Raw genomic sequence first — 3,501 nt, 5'->3', positions numbered from 1 at the left:
CTGGGAAGCTTTTTTTCAGTGTTGCCAAAGGCACGGCGTAGCCGTCCAGTAAACAGTAAACAGTAATCGGTGAACTGAAAACTGAAAACTGAAACCTGAAAACTGATAACTGATAACTGATAACTTACATCTGATAACTTACATCTGATAACTGATAACTGATAACTGATAACTGATAACTGATAGCCTTTTTACTTTTTACTTGTCAAAAGGGTGTGCCAGAGAAGGAGATGACTGCGGGGGCTGCTGTAGAACAATAAATCGATTAATAATTTCCAAGCTAGGGAAGTTAGGCTAGAATCAATGAGATTATTTTCCGATATTTCTGGGTATTTTAAGCGAAAATTAGCGATATAATTGCCCAAAAGCGTGGTTTTGACCGGTTCTTGTCCTTGAGTTCCCACTTGTTCCAAGAGAATTACGGCGCGACGGATTAACTCTTGCTTTTTTTGGGCTAGATGACAGAGGAGGAGAACTAGAGAACGGATGTCCGCTAGGGAGAGGTTTGACTGGGGTTGCCAGTAGTGGGCAACTAGGCGATCGCTTGTATCTGGATCTAAGGCTAATTCCTGGGCTGCTTGGGTGATAGACTCGGAGTCTAAATTAGCTAGAGAGACTAAAGCTGCCAAAATCAGGTTTAAATAGCTATTAATATTCTCTAACTGCTCGTTACTGGGTGAGATAGCTAGGGGTAAATCCTCACCCGTGGAGGACTCGGCAGACTGAGGCATAGTCAAGGACATAGATAATAAGGAATTGCCAGCAGAAAAACTTGGGTTTAGGAGAAAAAATCACTGGTTCTAAAGTGTCATAATAATTGAGATTGTTCTTTTCTTGCACGTCCGCTCACCGATTGCCTCCCACCCAATGAGTTTAGAATCCGCTACCGATGAAGTCATTAAGCAAAATTTGGAACAATTTCTAATTGTTTTGTCCGTTTCCCTGAGTGTGGCCACGGTTTCGAGGATTTTTAGCTGGTTTCGCCAAATTCCTTACACCCTATTGTTAGTGATAGTCGGTTTAGGTTTAGCCTTTATCGATATCCGTCTGGTGAACCTATCCCCCGAACTGATTCTAGAAATTTTTCTGCCCCCTTTGCTATTTGAAGCCGCTTGGAATACGCGCTGGCGAGATCTGAAGGATAATTGGATTCCCGTCAGTCTTTTCGCTATTGTCGGCGTAATTATCTCGATTTTCGGGGTTGGTTTTGCCCTAGATGAATTGACCAATTTACCCCTATTTACGGCATTATTAGTGGGTGCGAGCCTTTCTTCTACGGATCCCGTTGCTGTTGTCGCTCTTTTTCGCGAATTAGGGGCCAGTAAAAACCTCACCGTGCTTTTGGAAGGGGAAAGCTTATTTAATGATGGGGTCGCTGTCGTCGCTTTCGCTCTTTTGGTGGAAATTCCCCTCGGTGCTAGTGGTCTATCCTTAGAGACAACCATTAGCCGGATTGCCGCTTTTATCGGTATCGGGGTGGCAGTGGGTTGTTTAGTGGGTTTTGGTATTTCCTATCTGACTCAACGTCTCGATTTACCCCTAGTGGAACAGTCTTTAACTCTTGTGTCCGCCTACGGTGCTTATCTATTAACCGAGGAGTTCGGGGGTTCGGGGGTAATCGGAGTGGTGACTACGGGGATTATTTTAGGTAATTTTGGCTCTAGAATTAGTATGAGTCCCCGTACCCGCCTATTAGTCACGCAATTCTGGGAGTTTCTCGCTTTTTTTGTCAATTCGATCGTTTTTCTCCTCATCGGCGATCAGATTCGTCTCTCCAGTTTAGCCGATAATCTCAATTTAATTTTTATCACGATCGCCGCCGTGGTAGCGGCCCGTTTTCTGGCTACCTTTGCTTTGGCAACTGTTAGTAATGCCTTGATGGAAACTAAAATTAATTGGCGGGAAAAAACGGTTTTATGGTGGGGAGGTTTGCGCGGTTCCGTTTCTATTGCCCTAGCTTTAAGTGTGCCGGTTATTTTTCCCAATCGTCAGGATATCATCGATATCGTCTTCGGAGTTGTTCTCTTTACCCTTTTGGTTCAGGGATTAACTATTCAAACTTTCCTATCGAGATTAGACTTGATCGGTGATCAACCAATTCGAGAAAACTATGCGGAACTTTTAGCCCGAAGGGTAGCTTTAAAAAGGGTTTTAGACTATCTTTCTAAGTTAGATAAATCTCCCGATGTTGCCCCAGAATTTTTTAGTTATGAGCAGCATCTCGTCAAAGAAAAGTTAAAGACTGTAGAAGCGGAAATACAATCTCTCAACGATAGTTATCCCCAATTACAACTATTAACAATGGAACAACTTCGGGAAACCCTCCTAGATATCGAAGCTGATACCTACGCTGAATTTATTCGAGCCGGCCGTTTAACTAGCAATTTATCCCCCGTCCTCCAAGAAATTCTCGCTGAAAGTAAAATTAGTGAACAGTAGGACTATTTTGGGGTATATACAATCAATCTTAATTCTCCTAACGACCAACGACGGGGTTTTATGACAAAAACCCCTCCAATTAATGAAGGGGTTTTTGTGGGGTTTTATGGGGGATTTTAGGAGACTTTTGTAGTTTCTTTTTCAGTGGATTGGGAGGGTTTTAGTTTGCGCTTGATGGTTGAAGCTGCGCCTAGTGTGCCGAGTGCGAGGAAAGTGATATTAGATGTAGATTCAGGAGTTTTTACTTTTGTTACTTTGCCTTGAAATGCCCCCTGTTGTCCCGTCAATTTATAATTTTCCACACCGGGGAGTCCTGTTACGGGAAGAATAGGAATCCAGTTGGTATAATCAACACTTTCACCTATCTGCATCGGTAATTGATTAATAGGAATAGGGAAATTGACTGGTAGCGTTGTACCTTGTAGGCTGACGAATGTCAATCTTATCTCGCCAATATATTTAATAGAGGTCATGTCAGCATTGGATTGAAGAAATGCTTTAAGGATCGAAGTTCCCGATGTCCCCGTGACGCTGTAGGACATAACTGCTGCTGATGCTTTTAATTGAGATAATAGCATAAAGCTTGTAGCAGCAAAGCCTGTAAAAACAGAGGTACTTAAAAGTTTATTTTTCATGAAATTAAGAGGTAGTGATAAATTTTGGTGTGATCGCCCCTCGCAGCCAGATCAAGCAACAGAGCAACCCAACACCAAAGGCAGATGACAAAACGATACACACTCCCCCCCCCGCACTGTATCCTAAGCTACAATTTAATAAATCTTTACATTCTTCTCCCTAGCTTAGGGATTCACAGGGGAAGGAGTCTCAGGTATTTTCCCCTGTTTTACTGCTTCTCAGGCGACCTATCGTCTTCCGTGAGGGATTGTGGCGCGGTGTGTCAGATTCGGTCATAGGGTTCAAAATTTCGCTAACATTGTTAAGTAGCTGGTTATAATTAAATTAAAAATGGATTTTAGGTTCGATCCCCCCTGCCCCCCTTGATAAGGGGGGTGCCGATAGGCGGGGGGATCTACCCTTGATAAGGGGGGTGTCTGATAATTT

The 3,501-nt window shown here is 43.1% G+C and carries 2 protein-coding genes and 1 pseudogene; 1 reads left to right on the top strand and 2 read right to left on the bottom strand.

Going from position 1 to position 3,501, the window contains the following annotated elements; all coding sequences use genetic code 11:
* Nucleotides 1-191: 191 nt before the first annotated feature.
* A complete protein-coding gene (locus PX636_RS12140) occupies nucleotides 192-731 on the bottom strand; it encodes a DUF3038 domain-containing protein (RefSeq protein ID WP_288117360.1) in 540 nt (179 codons plus the stop codon).
* A gap of 136 nt (nucleotides 732-867) precedes the next feature.
* Between PX636_RS12140 and PX636_RS12135 the strand changes: the two genes are divergently transcribed.
* Complete coding sequence (locus PX636_RS12135) at nucleotides 868-2,439, top strand: Na+/H+ antiporter (RefSeq protein ID WP_149985895.1); 1,572 nt, start codon at nucleotides 868-870, stop codon at nucleotides 2,437-2,439.
* A 116-nt stretch (nucleotides 2,440-2,555) separates the two neighbouring features.
* Here PX636_RS12135 and PX636_RS22700 read toward each other — a convergent pair.
* A pseudogene (locus PX636_RS22700) lies at nucleotides 2,556-2,678 on the bottom strand (PEP-CTERM sorting domain-containing protein); the annotation flags it as partial.
* Nucleotides 2,679-3,501: the final 823 nt, after the last annotated feature.

The organism is Microcystis sp. M53598_WE2 (genome assembly GCF_030067735.1).
GTDB lineage: Bacteria > Cyanobacteriota > Cyanobacteriia > Cyanobacteriales > Microcystaceae > Microcystis > Microcystis aeruginosa.
Note: the sequence above shows the minus strand (reverse complement) of the source record. Positions and strands in the feature narration are given on the sequence as shown.

Bases quoted from the DNA above. Each gene is read 5' to 3' on its own strand.
- PX636_RS12140 (WP_288117360.1), bottom strand. From the start codon at position 731: ATGCCTCAGTCTGCCGAGTCCTCCACGGGTGAGGATTTACCCCTAGCT.
- PX636_RS12135 (WP_149985895.1), top strand. From the start codon at position 868: ATGAGTTTAGAATCCGCTACCGATGAAGTCATTAAGCAAAATTTGGAA.